Raw genomic sequence first — 19559 nt, forward strand, 5'->3', positions numbered from 1 at the left:
TCCCGCCGCCCGCTCGCCGCCCGCTCGCGACGCCTTCCGCCGCGCCCCACCGTCACCGCGCCGGCCCAGCCACCTTGCGGGGTTACCGGCGACAACCCACGTCGGCGCTCACATTCCGTAATCCGCCACGCTCCCCAGCAGAACCCCTCCACGCTCCCTTTGCTCTGCACCCATGGAGGCACCAGTTACGCATGGTCACTTTGTCGCCTCCGGCAACGATTCGCCGTCGACAAGAAATCCCAGCTCAGAGCGGTGGTGCGAATTCGGATGCAGAGCAAAGCGTCGGAGGGGCAGGGAGCACGAGCCGCAGCGGCGGTAACCGGCAGTAACGAAGGTAGATGTCACTCACCGTCACGACGGCTGGAGCGCAGAGCGCGCCACCGGCACTCATCTCGCCGCTCCCGCACGCGACGGGCGGGACGGGCGGGACGGGCAGTGCGGGACGGGCAGTGCGGGCGAGCGGGACGGGCGGGAGCGGGGAGGGCAACCGGGGGTCAGCGGATCTGGGCGGCCAGGTGGTGCAGGGCCAGGCGGTAGCCGTCGACGCCGAGGCCGCAGATCACCCCGGTCGCCACCGCCGACACCACGGAGTGGTGCCGGAACTCCTCGCGGGCGTGGATGTTGGAGATGTGCACCTCGACCAGCGGCCCGCGCAGCATGGCGCAGGCGTCCCGGACCGCGTACGAGTAGTGCGACCAGGCGGCGGGGTTGAGGACCACTGCGGCGCCCTCGTCGGCGGCGGCGTGCAGCCAGCCCAGCAGCTCGTGCTCGGCGTCGGTCTGCCGGACCGTCACGTCCAGGCCCAGCTCCCGCCCGGTCGACTCGCAGAGCGCCACCAGGTCCGCGTAGCTGGTCGCCCCGTAGACGTCCGGCTGCCGGGTGCCGAGCCGGCCCAGGTTCGGGCCGTTCAGCACGTGGACCTTCACGCGGCCACCTCGCGGTAGGCCGCCTCCAGCAGCTCGTCGTCCGGGCCCTCCAGGATCGCCGGCCGGGCCAGCCCGTCCAGTACGACGAAACGCAGCTGGTTGCCCCGGGCCTTCTTGTCCACCCGCATCGTGGCGAGCAGTCCGGGCCAGGCCTGCGCGGGATATCTGGTGGGCAGGCCGAGCGCCGCCATGGCCGTCCGGTGCCGCTCGGCGGTGGGGGCGTCCAGCCGCCCGGCCAGTCGGGCCAACTCACCGGCGTAGACGACGCCGACCGACACCGCGTGGCCGTGCCGCCAGCGGTAGTCCTCCGCCTTCTCGATGGCGTGGGCCAGGGTGTGACCGTAGTTGAGCACCTCCCGCACGCCCGACTCGCGCAGGTCGCCCGAGACCACGTCGGACTTCACCCGGATCGCCCGCTCGATCAGCTCGCGGGTCACCGGGCCGGTCGGGTCGGTGGCCGCCGCCCGGTCCCGCTCCACCAGGTCGAGGATCACCGGGTCGGCGATGAAGCCGCACTTGACCACCTCGGCCAGACCGGCGGCGAGGTCGGCCTGCGGGAGGCTGTCCAGCGTCGTCAGGTCGGCGAGGACGCCGACCGGCGGGTGGAACGCCCCGACCAGGTTCTTGCCGGCGGCGGTGTTGATCCCGGTCTTGCCGCCCACCGCCGCGTCGACCATGCCCAACAGCGAGGTCGCCACCGGAACCCAGCGCACCCCCCGCAGCCAGCAGGCCGCGACGAAGCCGGCCAGGTCGGTCACCGCGCCGCCACCGACGCCCACCACCGCGTCGGTACGGGTGAAACCCGCCTCGCCCAGCCGGTCCCAGCAGGTCGCCGCCACGTCGATGCGCTTGCCCGCCTCGGCGTCCGGCACCTCGATCAGCAGCGGTGCGACGCCGGCGGCGCGCAGCCGCCCGCCGATCGCGTCCGCCAGTTCCTTCAGTGGGTGCGCGTGCAGCACGGCCACCCGGGTCGCGTCCGGCAGCAGCCCGGGCAGCGCGTCGAGCAGGTCGCGTCCCACCAGCACGTCGTACGGGCGCTCGCCGCCGACCGGGATCCGGGTCACCTCGTCCATCGCCGGCAGCCTAGTCCAGCCGCCCGATCCGAGGGGGGAACTGTCCACTTCGTGGCCACCGTTCCCGCGCCGGGGCGGGACCGCGCGGGCCGCCCCCGGGGCGGGATCACCCGGGCACCCGGGCCGCCCACGCGGCCAGCCCTCGAGCGTGCGCGGCGACCTCGGCGCGCAGGGCCTCGGGGCGTACGACGGTGAACGGCCAGCCCAGCCCAGCGAGCAGCTGGGCCATCCCGGCCAGGCTCTCCGCGCGGGCGCGCAGTAGTACTCCGCCGTCGGTCGCGCTCAGCTCGGCCACGCTGGGCGGCAGGCGGCGTCGCGCGGCGGCCAGGTCGGCCTCGAGCAGCACCTCGACGTCGTGGGCGTACGGGACGCGGGCCAGCGAGCGGGTCACCTGGGCGACCGGGTCGAAGCCGGCGGGCACGGTGAAGGTCTCCTCCCCCGGCAGCACCTCCCCGATCCGGTCCAGCCGGAACGTGCGCACCTCCCCGCGCAGGTGATCGTGGCCCGTGACGTACCAGCGGCCGGAGTGGAAGACCAGCCCGTACGGGTCGAGCTCCCGGCGGGTCACCGTGCCGGAAGAGGAACGGTGCTCCAGCCGTACCCGGCGCCGGTGCCGAGCGGCGGCGCCGAGGGTGAGCAGCGTCCCGGTCGCCGGCCGGGGCTGCGGCGCCGATCGCCGCAGGGTGAAGCCGAGGTGCTCCTGCACCGCCGCGAGGCGGTCACTGAGCGTGGGCGGGAGCACCCTGCGGATCTTGGCCAACGCGGTCGCGGTCGCCGGTTCTTCGGTGCCCAGCCCGAGCCGCTCGGCGGCGACCAGACCGAGCAGCACGGCGACGGCCTCGTCGTCGGTGAGCATCAGCGGCGGCAGCTTGTAGCCGGGGCGCAGCCGGTAGCCGCCGTGGCGGCCCCGCTCGGCAGCGACCGGGATGCCCAGCTCGGCCAGGGTCGCGGCGTAGCGGCGCACCGTGCGCCCGTCCACCCCCAGCCGGCGGGCCAGCTCCGCCCCGGTGAGCCGGTGGTGGCTCTGGAGCAGTTCGAGCATGCCGAGCACCCGGGCGGCGGGATGCGACACGGACCACTCCTTCAAAGCGGGCGGAAAGCGTCCGGATTCGATCGTACGGTGGTCGCGGACGACGAGAGAGGGAGGCCGCGATGGCGACGTTCGTGCTGGTGCCGGGGTTCTGGCTGGGCGGTTGGGCGTGGCGCGACGTGACCGCGACGCTGCGCGGGCAGGGCCACGAGGTGCACCCGGTGACGCTGACCGGGGTGGCCGAGCGCGCCCACCTCGCCGGCCCGGAGGTCGGCCTGGAGACACACACGACCGACATCGTCCGGTTGATCGAGGTGGAGGAGCTGCACGACGTCGTGCTGGTGGGCCACTCCGGCGGCGGGCTGCCGGTGACCCAGGCGGCGGACCGCCTCGGCGAGCGGATCGCCCGGGTGGTCTACGTGGAGAGCGGGCCGATGCCCGACGGCATGTCGCAGTTCGACAGCAACCCGCCCGAGGAGCAGGAGCGGCTGCGCGCCGAGATCGGCGACGGGCACCTGCTGCCGCCGCCCGCGTTCGACCCGGCCCAGGACCCGCAGAACCTGGCCGGGCTGGCCCCGGCCGCACTTGCGCTGCTGCGGCGGCGGGCCACCGCCCACCCGCTGCGCGCCGCCACCGACCCGGTCCGCCGCACCGGTGGGCGCGCGGTGCCGACGGCCCTGGTGGCGAGCACCTTCCCGCTCGCGGTGGTCGAGGACATGATCGCCCAGGGCCACCCGTTCTTCGCCGGGCTGGCCGGCGGCCGGCTGTACGCGCTGCCCACCGGCCACTGGCCACTGCTCAGCGAGCCGAAGGGCCTGGCCGACGTGCTCGACGACATCGCCCGCGAGTGACACGGCCGCCGGGGTCCCGGGGCCCGCGGCGGTGCGGGGCTCAGCGCTTGAGGAGCGCGGCGATCTCCGCGGCGATCTCCGCCGGGGACCGCCCGTCGGTGACGACCGTCGCGGTGGCCACCTCGGCGTAGAGCGGGCGGCGCTGGTCCAGCAGGTACTTCAGCGTCGCCCGGGGGTTGATCGCCAGTAGGGGGCGGCCCCCGCCGAGCCCGACCCGCTTCACCGCGTCGGACAGCTCGACGGAGAGGTGGACCACGGGGTGCCCGACCAGGGCCGCGCGGTTCTCCTCGGCGAGGATCGCGCCGCCGCCGAGGGCGAGCACGCCCCCGCACGAGGCAAGCCCCGCCGCCACGGCCGCCCGTTCGAGGGTACGGAAGTGGTCCTCACCCTCGTCGATGAAGATCTCGGAGATCGGCTTGCCGGCCAGCCGCACGATGTCCAAATCGGTGTCGCGGAACTCCACGCCGAGCAGCTCGGCCAGCGCCAGCCCGACGGTGGTCTTGCCCGAGCCGGGCGCCCCCACCAGCACGCAGACCGGCGCCATCAGCGGCACCGCCGAACCGCCGCGCGCCCCGCCCGCCGAACCGCGCTCACCGGATCACCAGGGCGTCGAGGTAGCTGGCCAGGTTGCGGCGGATCTCGGCGACCGAGTCGCCGCCGAACTTCTCGGTGGCGGCCTCCGCCAGCACCAGCGCCACCATCGCCTCGGCGACGACGGCGGCGGCGGGCACGGCGCAGACGTCCGAGCGCTGGTTGATCGCGGTGGCCGGCTCGCCCGTGGTGACGTCCACCGTCGCCAGTGCCCGGTTCAGCGACGAGATCGGCTTCATCGCGGCCTTCACCCGCAGCGGCTCGCCGGTGGTGATGCCGCCCTCCAGCCCGCCGGCCCGGTCGGTGACCCGGCGTACGCCGGTGGCGGTGGGGATGATCTCGTCGTGCGCCTCGGAGCCACGCGAGCGCGCCTGCCGCCAGCCGTCGCCGATCTCCACGCCCTTGATGGCCTGGATCGACATGAGGGCGGTCGCGAGCCGGGCGTCGAGCTTGCGGTCCCACTGCACGTGGCTGCCCAGGCCCGGCGGCACCCCGTACGCCAGCACCTCGACCACGCCACCCAGGGTGTCGGCGGCCTTCTTCGCGGCGTCGACCTCGGCGACCATCCGGGCGCTGGCCTCCGGGTCGAGGCAGCGCAGCGGGTCCGCGTCGATGCGGTCGGCGTCGGCGGGCGTGGGGCGCAGCCCGGGCTTGGCGGCGACCGGGCCCAGCTCCACCACGTGCGAGACGACCTCGATGCCGAGGGCCTGCCGGAGCAGCGCCTTGGCGACCGTGCCGACGGCGACCCGGGCGGCGGTCTCCCGCGCGCTGGCCCGCTCCAGGATCGGCCGGGCGTCGGTGTGGCCGTACTTCTGCATGCCGGCCAGGTCGGCGTGCCCCGGGCGGGGGCGGGTGAGCGGCGCGTTGCGGGCCTGGCTGGCCAGTTCCTCCGCGTCGACCGGGTCGGCGGCCATCACGGTGCGCCACTTGGGCCACTCGGAGTTGCCGACGCGGATCGCGACCGGGCTGCCGAGGGTCGCCCCGTGCCGCAGCCCGCCGATGACCTCCACCTCGTCCTGCTCGAACGACATCCGCGCACCCCGGCCGTAGCCGAGCCGGCGCCGGGCCAGCTCACCGGCGATGTCCCCGGTGGTCACCTCGACGCCGGCGGGCACGCCCTCGAGCATCGCGACGAGGGCGGGACCGTGCGATTCCCCTGCAGTCAACCAGCGCAACACAGCGGTCAGTCTGTCACGCCCGGTGGCCGCCGCCGTGCGGTGCCCGCCGCGTCCCGCCCTGCGGACGCGGCACGGCCAACCGACGGCCCCGCCGCGACCGCCGGGTGGCCCGCCGCCCGGGCACACCCGCCGGTAGGACCCGCGCGGCCCCGGAGGCCGCGAGGTCCGTGCCCAGGGGCGATCCCGGGCGGCGCGGGCTCAGATGCCCCGGCCGCGTTTGTGCAGGGTACGCAGCACCGCGTCGGCGCGGACCATCCGCCCGGCGACGGCGAGGGCCAGGTACGCCCTCGGCTCGCGCGGGTTGCGCCGGATGGTGTGCCGGGCCCAGCGCATCGCGCCCCGCCGGTCGCCGGACGCGGCACGGGCGAAGGCGATCTGCCCGGTGACCCGCGCCTCGCCGGCCGGCTGGGTGCCGAATTCCGGGTAGCGCTCCAGCAGCCACTGCAACGCCTCGGAGATGGTGTCCCAGCGCTGCGCGAAGTAGGACCGCTTGTGCCAGCGCACCAGCACGTACGGCGTGCGCAGGTTGACCAGCGGCGCGCTGCGGGCGGCCCGCAGCAGGAACTCGTAGTCCTCCGCGTAGCTGCCCGGGATCTCCTCGTCGACCAGCCCGAACCCGTCGCGCAGCGCGGCGGCGCGGATCAGGAAGGTCGACGGGTGCAGCTCCGTCATCCGGTCCCGCAGCAGGTCGGCCAGGGTGACCGAGTCCTTCGGCAGTGCCCGGTCGACGGTGTGCCCGTCGTAGCTGACCCGGATGCCGCAGCTGACGAACTCCGCGTCGGGGTGGGCGGCGAGCGCCTCGACCTGGGCCCGCAGCTTGCCGGGCAGCCACTCGTCGTCGTCGTCGCAGAACGCGACGAGCTCGCCGGTGGCCGCCAGGACGCCCGAGTTGCGGGCGCCGGCCAGGCCGGGGGCGCGCTCGTTGCGGATGACCCGGACCAGCCGGTCCGGGCGGGACAGCTCGGCCAGCGAGGCGTCCGGCTCGGACTGGTCGTAGACCACCACCACCTCGATCGGGCCGGGGTGGTCCTGGTCGAGGATGGCGCGTACGGCGGCCCGGAGCAGCTCCGGGCGGTCCCGGGTGGGCACCACCGCGCTCACGCTCGGGTGTTCGGTCATCGCCGCTCTCCGTTCCGGGCCGGCCGTGCCCACGGCCGCCACCTCGTCCGCTGCCGTCGTCCGGTCGACGCGGCCACCAGGTCCTCCACGATCCGTCCCACCTGCTCGACCGCCGCGCGGCGCGCCCGGGACGCGTCCGGGTCGGCCGCGACGGCGAACCGCGACGGGTCGGCGAGGCCTGCGGTGAGCGCCTCGAACAGCGCCTCCCGGGTCTCGGCCAGCGCCACCATGCCGGCCGCGCCCAGGCGACGGGCGAACAACTGCTGGTGGTCGTCGACGTGTTCGCCCCGGGTCGGATCCCGTGGGACGACGATCGGCAGGTGACCGTGCCGGCGGGCCTCCAGGATGGTGGCCGGGCCGCCGTGGCAGACCACGAGGTCGGCCTCGGCCATCGCCGTCTGCAGCTCGTCGTGACCGAGGAAGGGCATCGCCCCGGGCACCCCGGGGGCCCGGGTGTGTCCGTGCTGGACGGTCAGCCCGACGTCCTCGGCGACGGCGGGATGCCACTCCTCCAGCCAGCCGACCAGGCGGTCGAACGGGTGCTTGTCGGTGCCGACGGCGACCAGCAGCCGGGCCTGCGCGAGGCTGCCGGAGTCGCGCGGCCGGGGCACCCGGGTGGCGGGCGCGGGCCGGGGACGGCCGGGGGCGACGCGGTGGACGGGGGTGGTTCCGGTGCTCTCGGCGCTCACAGCAGGGTCCCCACGACGGTGGCCTCCGGGTACTGGCGGCGCTGCTCGTCCCACTGCACGAGCATCGCGGAGAGGAACGGCCGGCAGAGCCGGGCGGTCAGGGTCGGGGTGTCGATGCGGTCGTACACCTCGATGTAGACGGTCGGCACGCGCCGGAGCCGGGCCAGCACCACGAACGGGACGGCCACCCCGGCGCCGGTGGTCACCACCGCGGCGACCCGGCGCGACCGCAGCACCCGCCAGGCGAGTACGGCGTTGCGCAGCAGGTTCGGCACGTTGCGGGTGGTCGGGTGGTGCGCCGGGACGAGTTCCTCGCCGGCCAGCAGCGAGAGCGCCTCGGGTGTGTCGAAGGTGACCCAGCACCGCCGCCAGCGTTCGTACCACGGGCGCAGGGCGAGCAGTTGGGCCAGGTGGCCGCCGCTGGAGCCCACCAGGAGCAGGACTCCGGGCTCGCCGGCATCCTCGGTCGTCGTTTCCACGCGACTCCCCACAAGTTCGCTTGGATGTTCGGTGGTCGCCACGCGACAGCAGATCACACGTCCCCCGGCTGGTGAAATAGGGCGACCGGGCGACAGATCGATCTCCGCGGGTGGCGGATCGGGTGCGCCGCGGCGACCATCGGTATCGACGGCCGTCACGACCTGGAGTTTCTTCGTCACTATCCGGAGTCGACGGTGGCCCGCAGACTCCGGCGTTTTCGGTGGATCAGCCGCTATGTCGTTTCTCGATGACGTCCAGCAGGGCGGGATGCAGCGCCGCGTTCCAGCCCGCGCCCGCGTCGGCGAGGCGCCAGGTGCGCAGCCACATCTCCAGCAGGTAGGCGTCGGCCACCAGCCGCCGGGCCGCCGGCCCGAGCCCGAGGTCGGTGCCGTACCGGTCGAGGTGGGCGTCGACGGCCCGCGCCGCCGCCGCGGCCGGCTCGCCCCGCAGCACCAGGGCCCGCTGGAACGCGTCGTGCGCCAGGTCGAAGCCGAGCGGCACGTCCGGACCGCTGTGCTCCCAGTCCCAGGCGACGAGGCGGCCGGCGTGCACGCCGAGGTTCCAGGGCACCCAGTCGCCGTGCCAGTGCCCGAACTCGACGGTCGTGTCGCCGTGCCGGCCGGTCAGGGCGGCGACGGCGGCGACCGCCCGGGCCCTGTCCGGCGTGCCGGCGGCGGCGCGCCCGGCCTCGGCGGCGAGCCGGGCCAGGAACGCCGACCCGGCCACGGGGCGCGGTGGCGCCGGCGGGCGGCCCCGGCGGGCCACGGCCAGCAGGGCCGCGATCCGCGGCGGTTCGCCGGTCGACACGCCCCGCACGGCCGGTGGCAGCGGCTCGACCAGCGCGACGACCTGCCCGGCGGCCGTCGTCTCGGTCAGCAGCCGGGGCGCCGCCGGATGGTCGGGCACGCCGGTCAGCGCCGGCAACTCCCGCAGGGCCGCCGCCTCGGCGGTCACCAGCGCCCGGGTCGCCCCGTTCCAGCCGATCTTCGCGTAGCCGAGGGCCCGGCCGTCCGGGCCGAACAGTTGCAGGGTGGGCTTGTGGTTCGGGTCCGGCGGGCGGACCCCGCAGGCCGCGTACACCGCCGGTCTCCCGAGCGCGGCGCCCAGCCGCCCGGCCAGCAGCGCCTCGTCGGCCGCGACGCCCTCGGGCAGCGACACCGTCAGCCGGGGGAACGGGGCCAGGTCGACCGCGCCGACCCGCGCCAGCGTGCCGAGCCCGGCCCGCACGGCCCGCACCTTCGGCGGGCGCAACGCGTTGTACGCCAGCAGCGAGGCGGCCGTGGCCCGGGGCGCGCCGAGCGGCAGCAGGAAGCGGGCCCGGGCGAGCGACGGGACGACGGCGTACCGGGCGACGGCGCGGTGCCCGGGCGGCGGCGGGGCGCCCACGGTCAGGGCGATCCGCTCGTCGCCGAACACCGCCCGGGTGACCCAGCCCAGCCCGTCGGTGCGCGAGCGCGGGTCGGCGGCGGTGGCCCGCGCCGTCACGGGGCCTGGTCCGGCCAGTCGAGCTCCAGCCCCAACCGCTGCCGCAACGCGTCGTTGTACGGGCGGTAGTACTCGGTCAGCTCGGCGCGCACCGCCGGCTCCAGCGGCGACGAGCGGCGGTCGTTGTAGACCTTGAAGTCGGGCAGGTCGTGCGGGGGCAGGCCGAGGAAGTCCAGCGTCCGGCGGTAGGTGGACCGGGCGTCGCGGTAGAGGTCCTCGCTGGGCAGGAAGAGGATCTGCTGCCGGTCGAAGCGCTCCAGCCACGGCTCCAGGTGCTCCAGGTAGCGGCCCCGGGCCCGGTAGGTGTACCAGTCGTACGGCTCGCTGAAGTACTCCGGCTCGGCGATCAGCCGCTCCCGCTCCCCCGCCGTACGCTCCTGCTCGGCCGCCAACGCGGCGGCGAAGTCGAGCGGCTCGATGCCGTGCGTGCGCCGCTCCTTCCAGTGCGAGTACGCCCGCTCCACCGGGTCGCGCAGCAGCACGATCAGCCGCACCGACGGCATCAGCGCCGCGACCCGCTGCGCCGCGAGGGGGTGGAACATGTACAGCGGCGCCGCCTCGCCGACGCGTACCGGCCCGCCGTGGCGCTTCTCCAGCGCCTCCCGGTGGCGCTGGGTGGGAAAGTGCGAGCGGTACCAGGCCTCGCCCCGACGCCAGTGCTCCTCGAAGTAGTGCGAGGACTTGGTGTTCCAGGCCGGGAAGAGCCGGGGCACCAGCGGGTGCTGGATCAGGTAGTTCCACAGCGAGGTGGTGCCGCCCCGCTTGGTGCCGATGATGAGGAAGTCCGGCAGCGGTCGCCGGTCGCTGGTCCGTACCCCGTAGTCGACGAGCGACTCCCGCACCCGCTCCGTCACCTGGGTCGGTACGAGCTGCTTCACCCGGTCTCGGATGGACGGCACGACGACCTCACCTGCCCTTCGATTCCTCCGGGGCGCGCCCGGTGGCGGCCGGGGCCGCCTCCTGCCGCCCACGAACCTGCACCATGGTCACCCGGATGCGGTGCCGCACCCGGGGCAACGTCAACAAGCCGACGCAGCCGGCGGCCAGCACGCCCAGGGCCACGGCCAGGCCGCCGATCCCCCGGCCGCCGGCCAGCACCCCGACCGTCGCCGCGGCCCCGACCCCGGCGACGGTGGCCGCCCCGGCCCGCAGCATCGCCGCGTCGACCAGCGGCTGGCCGACCACGGCCCGGGCGCAGCCGACCGCCGTGAGGTTCTCGGTGGCGATGCCGAGCGCCCAGGCCAGCGCCGCCCCCGTCGCGCCGTGCGCCGGGATCAGCCACAGGCCGAGGGAGACCGTGACCAGCAGCCCGGCCAGCGTGGCGGCCAGGTGCAGCCCGCTGCGCCCGCCCATCAGCAGCAGGCTCTGCACGTTGCCGACCCCGGTGTTGACCAGCATGGCCAGCGCCAGCACGGTCATCGCGGGGGCGCCGGCGGTGAACTCGGGCCCGAAGAGCTGGAGGAAGGCCAGCCCGAAGACGGCGAGCAGCAGGTAGACCGGCCAGGACAGCACCAGCCCCCACGTGGTCAACTGCCGGTGCACGGCCGCCGCCGCGGCCCGGTCCCCGCGCCCGAGCAGCCGGGACAGCTGCGGTGACACCGCCACCCGCAGCCCCTGCATGGCCAGTTGGCCGGCGAGGATGTAGCGCCCGACGGCGCCGAACACGCCGGCGTCGGCCGGCCCGGCGAGCACCGACGTGAGCAGCACGCCCACCCACATGTTGCCGGCGTCGATGGCGGCCGACGCGGCCCTGGGCAGCGCGAAGCGCCAGAACGCCGACCAGTCGTCCGGCGCGGGCCGCAGCGCCGCGCCCCGACCGACGCCGAGCGGGCCGGCCACCAGCGTCAGGCAGGCCAGCAGGGCGAGCGCCGCCGGCACCAGCCAGCCGGTCATGCCGGCCAGCAGGCCACCGCCGGCCAGGGCCGCCGCGCCGACCAGCACGGGCCGGGCCACCGGCAGCAGGAAGAACTGCACCCCGACGTACGCCCGGATCGGGCGCACGCAGCGCAGCGCGGCGAGCAGCAGCGTCATCGCCACCACCACCGGCACCGCGGCGAAGCTGGCCGTCAGCAGGGCCGCGCCGTCGACGCCGGAGCCGCCGAGCAGGCGCGGGGCGAGCGCGTCGGCGGCGAGCACCCCGCCCACGGCGACGGCGACCGCGACCAGCAGCGGCGGGACCAGCGCCACCGGGAGCACCCGGGCGGCGTCGCCGCGCGCACCGAGGCGCCGGCGGGGCAGCGCCCACATCAGCCCGGTCTCCGCGCCGAGGGTGCACACGGCGGTGGCGACGGTGACCACACCGATCGCGGCGAAGAACGCCCCGGAGCCGACCGTGCCGTAGCCGCGGGTGATGACCACCGCGAGCAGGAAGCCGAAGAGGCCGCTGGTGGCCGCGCCGACCAGCCCGGCCACGCCGCTGCGGACGCTGCGGCGGGTCTCCGTGTCGTCGCCGGTCGGCGCTCCGCCCGGCCCCGACGCGGCGGGTGCGGAGGCCGGGTGGGGGCCGGACGGCGGGCGGGTGGCGGCGGTCATGCGGGCACCGCTTTCGGGCGCGGGATGCGGGGGCGGTGCAGTCGTGCCGCCGTCTCCCGCTCGGTGAGCGCCATCGCGAAGGCGACCGCGAAGAAGGCGACCGCGAGGTTCTGGTTGGCCATGCCGTAGAAGGGGATCTGCACCAGGCAGACCACCGGCACCACGGCCAGCCACTGCCCGGCGGCGGACGTGGCCCGGGCGCAGATCAGCGCGGCGACCACGAACCACGCGAGGAAGCACAGCAGCGCGGGGACGCCGTGGCTGAACAGCACCATCCACAACTGCCCCTGGGTGCCGATCGGCGCCTCGGCGCTGACGGTGTCGACGTTCACCGGCGCGCCGTAGCCGAGCCAGGGCGACTCCCGTACCCGCCGGATCACCTCCACGTAGAGGGAGAGCCGGTCGGTGTTGGTGTCGCTGGACTCGACCCGGTTGCCGATCAGCTGGGTGACCGGGATGAACAGGGTGACGAGGCCACCGGTGACCACCACCCCGACGATCGACGCGGCCACCCGGACGTTACCGCGCAGGGCGGCCCGGACGCCGAGCACCGCCAGCCCGGCGCCGAGGCTGAGGAACATCGCCCGGTTGAGCGTGAGGAAGGCCGGCGCCAACGACAGCGGCAGCGACGCCAGCAGCGCCCAGCGCAGCACGCCGCGCCGGCGCAGCATGGTGAAGGCCACCACGCAGGGCAGCGTCATCGCGTACGCGCTGCCGTAGTTGTTGGTGTACGCGAACGGCGCGGCCGGCCGGTAGATCGGGTTCAACGACCGGGCGCTGTACTCCGCGGTGGTGAGGTGGACCATGTCCTGGATGAACGGGGTGTTGGCCACCCCGCCCGGAAGCAGCACCTCCATCGGGGTGGTCAGCGCGAACCGGGGCGCCAGCACGCCCAGCCAGCCCAGCGCGACCAGCCCGAACCAGAAGGCGCAGAGCGGAACGAGGACGGCGACCTGGTCGGGGCGCTCCCGGGCGATCGCGTAGACGTAGACGCCCACCACGAGCGCGGTGAGGTAGAAGGCGAGCCGCAGGGCGAACGTCAGCACGGAGGCCGGTGTCTGCAACTGGGTGGCGCTGACCACCACGATGGCAAGGAACAGCAGCCAGATCCCGGCGGCCGGGGGCAGCGGCACCCGGCCCCGGATGAACAGCAGTGCGAACAGCAGCGCCCCGAGCAGGGGCCACCCGAGGTAGAACGCGCCGGCCAGCCACCACACGGGCACCAGGCCGAACATCAACGCCAGCGGCCAGAGCGGCAACCGTGGCGGGGGCGGCGGCTGCGGCAGCGGCGCGGCGGCGCCCGGGCCGCCGCCCGGCTCGGTCGTGGCCGGCGCGCGGGTGACCGGCACGGATCAGCCCCGGCCGCAGCGCGTCAACACGAAGCCGAGCGGGGTGACCCCGGCGGCGCGCAGCCGCTCCACGAGGCGGCGCAGGTCGCCCTGCCGGGTCCGGTCCTGTTCGACCACCACGACCGCCGTGCCCTGCCGGGCGACGGCCACCCCGCGCTCGTCGGACTCCGCCGGCGGGGCGTTGAACAGCACCAGGCTGTGGTCGGCGCCCTGCCGCCAGATGCCGAACCGGACGCTGCCCGCGCCCACGGTCACCGGGTCGGTGCTCGACGCCTTGCCGTTCTCGCCGGCCGCCGTCGAGGTGACCCGGGGCAGGGTCAGCGTGGCGTCCGGGTCGGTGGACGGGCGGGCGCCGATGGGGTGCGGCGACGGGCGACGGGCCGCGGCCGGCTCCGTGGTGCCGCCGCTCTTGCCGTCCGTCGTCGAGCCGGCCGGCCGGGGCTTCGGGACGAGCGGGCGGGACGGGTCCGCCGCGGCGGGCAGCCGCTCCCGGTCGGCGAGCACGGTGCTGCGCAGCCGGTCGGCGCGCCCGCTGTCGTCGGCGACGAAGACCTCCCGGCCGACGGCCGCCAGCGCCACCGCCAGCCCGGCGGTGATGGCCGTGGGGTCCTCCTCGCGGGCGGTCAGCAGCGACACCCGGGCGGGCTGGCGCACCCGCTCGGCGATGGCCATCGCCACGTACCGGATGTCGGCGTCGACCGCCTCCTTGCCGCCGCGCCACCGGCGGCTGCGGACCGTGCCGAGCAGCGGGAGCCCGGTGGCGTCCCGGCCGTCGTCGACCGACCGGATCCGCCGGTCCATCGACTCCCAGGCGTACGCCAGCACCACGCCGAGCAGCGTCCCGCCGAGCAGGCCGGCGAGCAGGTAGAGCGGGCCGTTGCCGGCGGTGGAGGCCAGGGCCCGCTCGGCGCTCTGGGTGACCCAGCCGGGGTTGACGTCGACGGCGGCGATCTCGGTGCGGGCGGCGTTGAGCTGGGTGAGCTGGTTGTTGATGCCGGTCAGCTCGGTCACCGCGGCGTCGACGGTGCCCTCGCGGGCGTTGTTGACCCGCTTCTGGAGGGCGGCCTGCTGGGCGGCGACCTTGGCGATGCTCTCGTCGTACGAGCGCAGCATCTCCTCGCGCTGCTTCTCGTACATCGTGCGGCGCACGTCGAGGTAGGCCTGGGCGGCGAGGTTGACGCCCTCGACCGCCTGCTCCGCGGTGGGGGCCTGGTAGACGAAGCGCAGGATCTGCCCGCCGGTGGGCACCTCGACCTCGAGGGCGTCGCGCACCTCGCGCGGGTCCAGGTCTCCCGAGTCGGCCAGCCGCTGCACCACGTCGGTGCCCGTGGCGATGCCGCTCTCCACGTTCATGTTCACCGCCCGGTCGGCGGCGGCGCCGCTGGGCGTGAACGCGTCGGTGACGACGGGACGCACCGCCACGACCGCGCTGGCGGACACGGCGGCCGGTACGAGCACCACGTAGCCGATCGCGGCGAGCAGGCCGATCGCGGCGACGGCCCCGACGAGCCGGATCCGGTGCAGCGGGACGCGCAGCAGGTCGGTCAGCGTGACGGTGCGGCCCGGTGTGCCGCCACCGCTGGCGGGGACGTCCGTGGCCCAGGTACCGGGGGAAGCGTCAGTCATTGAACTTCTTCACCGTCTGTTGTGGATTTCCAGCGACCACGACCCGCGGCGGCACGTCCGTACGGACCACCGTGGCGGCGCCCACGACACTGTCCCGGCCGATCCGGACGCCCTTCATCACCAGGGCGTGCGCCCCGATCCACACGTTGTCCTCGATCATGATCGGGGCGCGGGTGGCCGGGACGGGCGGGTCGTGCCGCTGCTCGGGGGGCAGGTTGTGGAAGTCGTTGTCCAGCAGCTCGCAGTCCGAGAGCAGGCACCGGTCGCCGATGGTGACCGACGTCCAGGTGCCGATCCAGGTGGCGTTCAACAGGCAGTCGGCGCCGACCCGCACCTCGCCGGGACCGGCGAAGCGGACCAGCTTGTTGATCCGGGTGCGGTCACCGATGCTCACCCGTACGCCCCGGCGCAGCCGGATCCGGCCGCGGATCTCCACGCCCCGCCCCAGCGTCAGCCGGGGATAGCGCAGCGTGTACCAGCTGCGCTTGACCGCGAAGACGACCCGTACCGCGAGCCCTCTGCGGTTGCCACCCGCGCCGACCAACGACCCTCCCCACGTCGTGCGGGCCGGCGACGGCTGATCCGTCGCCGGCCCAACGTGAACAATCTACCGATGTTCCGTTACGAACAGTCGACCGTCACTGCACGGAGAAGAAGGTCGACGGCGTTGACCACGTCACGCCGGCGGTCGCCGGGACCACCGTCGCCGTCGTTCCGTCGACCGCCGGGGCGGCCGTCGGGTCGAACGGCACGCTGCGCAGCGTTCCGTCGGTGGCACCGTACACGACCCGGCCGGCAACCCAGGCCATGCCCCGCACGGCCGACCAGGTGACTCCGGTGGTGGGCAGCGTGAACTCGGTGGCGCCGAGGTAGTTGCCGTCGATCTCGAAGTAGCGGTAGTAGAGGCCGCTGGCGCCCGAGCGGGTGTAGTAGAGGCGCCCGTCGAGGTAGAACGCGCCGGTCATCAGCGCCGGGTTGAACCAGTCGTTGTAGCCGGACGCCTCCCACGGGGCGCCGATCGCGCCGCCGTTGAACAGCGAGATGTCGATCCGGCTGCCCGTGGGGGTGCCGGCGACGGTGTGCGACCAGTAGATCCGGTCGTCCACCCGCCAGGTCGCGCCGGCCGCCGTGTAGTTGGGCTGGCTGACCGTCGTCGGGGTGCCCAGGCTGGCCCCGTCGAACGGCACCTTGGCCAGCTCGCCCGCGCCGGTGCCGACGTAGAGGTTGCCGGTGGTCGCGGTCGGCGCGTTCTTCGGGGTGATGGTGCGCCCGCCGGTCAGCGGGAACATCCCGAGCCGGCCGTGGTACTCGTTGCCCATGCCGTCGGAGTTGTGGCCGAAGTAGAGGCCGTCGCTGCCGCGCCAGAGCACCGGCACGGAAGAGCCCCAGTTGCTGGTGCCGGCCGGCATCGACGCGCTGCCGCTGCGGCGGGGGTTCCAGTTGACCGGCATGCCGGTGGCCGGGGTGACCGCGGCGATGCCGAGCCGGTCGATCGCGCCCTTGCCGGCGGTGTCGCTGGCGTTCGGGTTGTTCAGCCAGCGGAAGTGCCCACCGAGGTAGATGACGTTGTCGGCGACCTCGACGGAGGTGATGGTGTCGTTGCCGGTGTAGTCCACCCAGGTGCCGAGCTGCCCGGTGCCCCGGGCGGCGGTCTCGAAGCGCACCAGCGCGTCGCAGTACGCGGCCGGCCAGCCCGAGCCGCCGTTGGTGCCGACGACGAACCAGCTGCCGTCGCCGCCGAACTTGACGTCCTGCACGTAGTGCACGAAGGTCGCCGGCGACGCGCAGGGCGGCACGAACTTCTCAGTGCTCCAGTCGAGCACCGCCGGGGTGCCGGTGAGGTCGACCAGCGCCATCTGGTTGCGCGGCAGGTCGTTGACGAGCGTGAAGTTGCCGCCGACGGCCAGGGTGCCGCCGTCCGGGGCGACGTCGATCGTCCACACGTACGAGGTGGTCCCGTGGCGCCCGACGGTCGCGTCGACGTTGAAGGTCGGGTCGATCGCGCCGGTCGTGGCGTTGAGCCGGCCGAGCCCGGCGTGCGCGGTGCCGTTGAGCCAGTTGAACGCCCCGGCCACGTAGAGCCAGTTGCCGTGCAGCGCCAGGTCGCGGACGGTGCCGCCGTCGGAGCGGCCGACCCAGCTGTCGACGATCGCGCCCGTGGCGGGGTTGAGCGCCACCAGGTTCTTACGCGAGACGCCGTTGACGTTCTTGAAGGTGCCGCCGACGATCAGCGTGCCGCCGGGCCCGGCGACAAGCGTGTTGACCGCGCCGTCCAGCACCGGCAGGAAGCTGGTCGAGATCGTGCCGGTGGCCCGGTCGTACGCGAAGAGGTAACGCTGGGTGGTCCACGCCGCGCTGGCGGTCTGCCGGATCTGGGTGAAGCTGCCGCCGACGAACACCGTGGAGCCGACCTGCGCGAAGGCGCGGGTCTCGCCGTCCCTGGCGTGCGGTGTGGCGTCGGCCGGGTTGGCCGAGACCAGGGTCGCCGGTTCGGGCGCCGGCACCAGGGCGGCGGAGGTCCCGGTGGGGACGGCCAGCACGGCGGCGGCGGTCACGAGTGCGACCACCCCCGCCCGGGTGCGGAGTCCGGCGGATCGCCGAGAGAGCGGGATGTCGGGCACGCTACGCCTCCATGTCGGGAGAGAACCCGCGTAGCGTGCCTGGTCGACCCAGGCCGGCGATATCCGCCGATTGGGCGGTCACTGCATCAGCAACATGACACCGCACACAGGGAGTCGGATGTCCGACTCGCCCGTATCACTCTGGGTCGAAGTGTGAACGCGCCGTGTCAGCGGGCGCCCCCGGTGGGCTGCCGCAGGTAGCTGTCGCGGCCGGCGCGGGCGAACCCCGCCACCGACGCGGCGTCGTGGTTCATGGTCATGTCACAGGTGTCCGACCGGCGGGTCATCCCCGGGGAGTTGAAGTAGATCGCCGCCTTGATCTTCGGGTGCGCCTTCAGCGCCGCCGGGAACTCCTCGAACCAGCGCCGCTTCGCGTCCGGGTCGGCCGCGTCGAAGTTGGTGCCGAACTCGGCGAGCATCCGCGGCTTGCCGACCCCGAGACGGTTCTCGTCCAGCCAACGGTAGAAGCCGCCGATGGTGGTGGCCGGGCTCTTCCAGACCTTGCTGCCGTTGCAGACGTGGAAGTTGTAGGGGTCGTAGCCCACCCAGTCGACGTACCGGTCACCGGGATAGAGGCCGGCGTAGCGGTCGTAGTGGCCCGACCAGCCCATCATCGTCCACACCCACACCGCGTTGTCGGCGCCCGCCTTGGCGAACCGGTCGTGCACGTGCCGCCAGGCGCGGACGAAGTCGGCGTCGCTGCCCTTGGCCGGCTCGTCCTCCGGCTCGTGGTCGAAGCCCATGAACACCGGCACGCCGGTGTCGCGGATCCGGCCGGCGACCGCGTCGATGGTGGTGTCGTACCGGCCACTGTAGACGTCCTGCCAGGTCAGCACCGTGCCGGAGGAGAAGATCCGCGACTCCCAGGCGAAGAACATCAGCCGACCCTCGCGCATCTGCTGCCGCTGGTAGGCGTCGGGGAAGGCGCCGTTGCTGCCGGCGTTGGAGAAGTCGTGGTAGCGGTGCACGAGGTCGAACTTGCGCCCGACCTGCGCCTCGACATCGGTGACCGCGGCGCCGTGGTCCCAGCCGTCACCGGCGTTCGACGGGGAGTACATCCCCCACCAGGCGCCGCAGGAGGGCACCAGCCTGCTCGACACCGCGCCGCAGCGGTCCGTACCGGCCGACGGGCTCGCCGACGGGCTCGGGGTGGCGCGGGTGGGGCTGGCGCTGGGCGTCGGCCGCGGCGCGGGGCTCGGCGCGACCGTCCGGCTCGGCGACGGCGCGGCGCTGGTCACCACGGGCGTGGGCCGGGCGCCGACGTCGTAGCGGATCTCCAGGCGCGGGCGCAGGTCGGGGTTGCGGTTCTCCGTCGACGCCCAGTAGATCCTGGTCTCCAGCCCCGTCTGCGCGAGCGAGACCGTCCAGGTGCCGTTGCCCTTCACCAGGGCCGAGACGTCCCACTCGTTGAAGCCCTTCGCCACCCCGGAGACGGTGTCGAGGACCGCCCCCGGCAGCGCCGGCGTCGGCCGCGCCGCGCGGGCGTCCACAGCGGAGGCGTGCGCGGTCACGGTCGCCGGGAACTCCTGCCACGCGTGCACCCGCAGGGTGGCCCGCACGTTGACCGCCGCCGCCGGCAGGGTGGTCACGGCGAACTGGACGACGGCCTCCCGGCCGCCCCGGGGGTTGCCGTCGCAGCGGACCGCGCAGGTCGCCAGCGTCGTCTTCGCCCCGTTGTCGCCGTCCTGCGACACCATCGTCGCCGTGGTGTCGGCGGTCGCCGGGATCGACAGGTCGTCGGCGGCCAGCAGCGGCATCGTGGTGGCCACGATGCCGGCCACCACGGTGGCGCCGGCCACGCCGAGGACGACGGCCTTGCGCCGAGGGCCGGGGTGCCGGGTGAGGCGGTGCAGTCCGTGCCTGCTCAAGGAGTACTCCCTGTGTGTCGGACGGTGACGGTCAGCAGCGTAACCACGGCCACGGCGTGACGTGGGGACGACAGCCGGACCTAAGCGCGTCTTAACCGTCGCCTAAGGATGCCCTGGACGACCACAGGGGACACTCCCGCC

The 19559-nt window shown here is 74.6% G+C and carries 17 protein-coding genes; 1 reads left to right on the plus strand and 16 read right to left on the minus strand.

Annotated features, from left to right (window positions below; translation table 11 throughout):
* Window positions 1–494: 494 nt before the first annotated feature.
* The 3 genes from aroQ to ACLQ20_RS22525 all read right to left on the minus strand — a co-directional run bounded on the left by aroQ (window position 495) and on the right by ACLQ20_RS22525 (window position 3071).
* Window positions 495–926 carry a type II 3-dehydroquinate dehydratase gene (gene aroQ, locus ACLQ20_RS22515; protein WP_358120830.1) on the minus strand — a complete coding sequence of 144 codons (432 nt, stop codon included), beginning with the start codon at window positions 924–926 and terminating at the stop codon, window positions 495–497.
* A complete protein-coding gene (gene aroB / locus ACLQ20_RS22520) occupies window positions 923–1999 on the minus strand; it encodes a 3-dehydroquinate synthase (protein WP_358120827.1) in 1077 nt (358 codons plus the stop codon). Before aroB ends, aroQ begins: the two co-directional genes overlap by 4 nt.
* Before the next feature lie 106 nt (window positions 2000–2105).
* Window positions 2106–3071: a helix-turn-helix transcriptional regulator gene (locus ACLQ20_RS22525; protein ID WP_425857613.1), complete on the minus strand. Its 966-nt coding sequence runs from the start codon at window positions 3069–3071 to the stop codon at window positions 2106–2108.
* Window positions 3072–3151: 80 nt separating this feature from the next.
* On the opposite strand from ACLQ20_RS22525, the gene ACLQ20_RS22530 reads away from it, so the two are divergent.
* Window positions 3152–3880 carry an alpha/beta fold hydrolase gene (locus ACLQ20_RS22530; protein WP_425857615.1) on the plus strand — a complete coding sequence of 243 codons (729 nt, stop codon included), beginning with the start codon at window positions 3152–3154 and terminating at the stop codon, window positions 3878–3880.
* A gap of 40 nt (window positions 3881–3920) precedes the next feature.
* On the opposite strand, the gene ACLQ20_RS22535 is transcribed toward ACLQ20_RS22530, so the two are convergent.
* From ACLQ20_RS22535 to ACLQ20_RS22595, 13 genes are all read right to left on the minus strand, one after another.
* A complete protein-coding gene (locus tag ACLQ20_RS22535) occupies window positions 3921–4424 on the minus strand; it encodes a shikimate kinase (protein WP_151457205.1) in 504 nt (167 codons plus the stop codon).
* Window positions 4425–4470: 46 nt separating this feature from the next.
* Window positions 4471–5649, minus strand: a complete 1179-nt coding sequence (gene aroC / locus ACLQ20_RS22540) for a chorismate synthase (RefSeq protein ID WP_151457203.1) — start codon at window positions 5647–5649, stop codon at window positions 4471–4473.
* A gap of 198 nt (window positions 5650–5847) precedes the next feature.
* The gene (locus ACLQ20_RS22545) at window positions 5848–6768 is read right to left on the minus strand and encodes a glycosyltransferase family 2 protein (protein WP_151457204.1); all 921 of its coding nucleotides are present in this window, start codon (window positions 6766–6768) and stop codon (window positions 5848–5850) included.
* Complete coding sequence (locus ACLQ20_RS22550) at window positions 6765–7379, minus strand: glycosyltransferase (protein ID WP_151457206.1); 615 nt, start codon at window positions 7377–7379, stop codon at window positions 6765–6767. Before ACLQ20_RS22550 ends, ACLQ20_RS22545 begins: the two co-directional genes overlap by 4 nt.
* Window positions 7380–7453: 74 nt before the next feature.
* Window positions 7454–7936, minus strand: coding sequence for a UDP-N-acetylglucosamine--LPS N-acetylglucosamine transferase (locus tag ACLQ20_RS22555; protein ID WP_121395268.1), 483 nt, complete (start codon window positions 7934–7936; stop codon window positions 7454–7456).
* Between the two features lie 226 nt (window positions 7937–8162).
* Window positions 8163–9422 carry a hypothetical protein gene (locus tag ACLQ20_RS22560; RefSeq protein ID WP_425857618.1) on the minus strand — a complete coding sequence of 420 codons (1260 nt, stop codon included), beginning with the start codon at window positions 9420–9422 and terminating at the stop codon, window positions 8163–8165.
* Entirely contained in the window at window positions 9419–10321 is a 903-nt protein-coding gene (locus tag ACLQ20_RS22565) for a sulfotransferase domain-containing protein (protein WP_151457568.1), read from the minus strand. Before ACLQ20_RS22565 ends, ACLQ20_RS22560 begins: the two co-directional genes overlap by 4 nt.
* Before the next feature lie 7 nt (window positions 10322–10328).
* Window positions 10329–11954 carry a lipopolysaccharide biosynthesis protein gene (locus ACLQ20_RS22570; RefSeq protein WP_425857620.1) on the minus strand — a complete coding sequence of 542 codons (1626 nt, stop codon included), beginning with the start codon at window positions 11952–11954 and terminating at the stop codon, window positions 10329–10331.
* Complete coding sequence (locus ACLQ20_RS22575) at window positions 11951–13189, minus strand: O-antigen ligase family protein (protein WP_425857772.1); 1239 nt, start codon at window positions 13187–13189, stop codon at window positions 11951–11953. Before ACLQ20_RS22575 ends, ACLQ20_RS22570 begins: the two co-directional genes overlap by 4 nt.
* A gap of 117 nt (window positions 13190–13306) precedes the next feature.
* A complete protein-coding gene (locus ACLQ20_RS22580; RefSeq protein ID WP_151456035.1) occupies window positions 13307–14929 on the minus strand; it encodes a lipopolysaccharide biosynthesis protein in 1623 nt (540 codons plus the stop codon).
* On the minus strand, window positions 14922–15473 hold the full coding sequence (locus tag ACLQ20_RS22585) for an acyltransferase (protein ID WP_151456034.1): 552 nt from the start codon (window positions 15471–15473) through the stop codon (window positions 14922–14924). The genes ACLQ20_RS22580 and ACLQ20_RS22585 overlap by 8 nt, the downstream gene beginning before the upstream one ends.
* A gap of 94 nt (window positions 15474–15567) precedes the next feature.
* Entirely contained in the window at window positions 15568–17496 is a 1929-nt protein-coding gene (locus ACLQ20_RS22590) for a hypothetical protein (protein ID WP_151456033.1), read from the minus strand.
* 221 nt (window positions 17497–17717) lie between these two features.
* Complete coding sequence (locus ACLQ20_RS22595; RefSeq protein WP_425857623.1) at window positions 17718–19418, minus strand: DUF7594 domain-containing protein; 1701 nt, start codon at window positions 19416–19418, stop codon at window positions 17718–17720.
* Window positions 19419–19559 lie beyond the last annotated feature (141 nt).

This window comes from Micromonospora sp. DT46 (assembly GCF_049841735.1).
Lineage (GTDB): Bacteria > Actinomycetota > Actinomycetes > Mycobacteriales > Micromonosporaceae > Micromonospora > Micromonospora reichwaldensis.